The sequence below is a fragment of the Nocardia sp. AB354 genome, from assembly GCF_049538315.1.
GTDB classification, from domain to species: Bacteria; Actinomycetota; Actinomycetes; order Mycobacteriales; family Mycobacteriaceae; genus Nocardia; species Nocardia nova.
In genome coordinates this window covers 1-224 of record NZ_JBMVFU010000100.1, presented here as the reverse complement: position 1 = coordinate 224, position 224 = coordinate 1, and the positions used below count along the sequence as shown (strand labels likewise).

Here is a 224-nt window from a genome sequence, read left to right as displayed (position 1 = left end):
CTGGGATACAAGGCGTCGGCAGAACAATTCGGACCACGCGAGCTCGTCGAGCTCGGCGTTCTGGTCGAGGAACACGGCCTCGACAGTGCGACCGTCAGTGATCATTTCCAGCCGTGGCGGCACGAGGGTGGGCATGCTCCGTTTTCGCTGGCGTGGATGACCGCGGTCGGTGAGCGGACTTCTCGTATTCAGCTGGGGACGTCGGTGCTGACGCCGACGTTCCG

General features: G+C 63.8%; 1 protein-coding gene. It reads left to right on the top strand.

Annotated elements, in window-relative coordinates:
- Positions 1 to 224, top strand: a 224-nt coding sequence (locus ACPCUW_RS35260; RefSeq protein ID WP_423429709.1) for an LLM class flavin-dependent oxidoreductase, incomplete at both ends; no start/stop codon positions are given.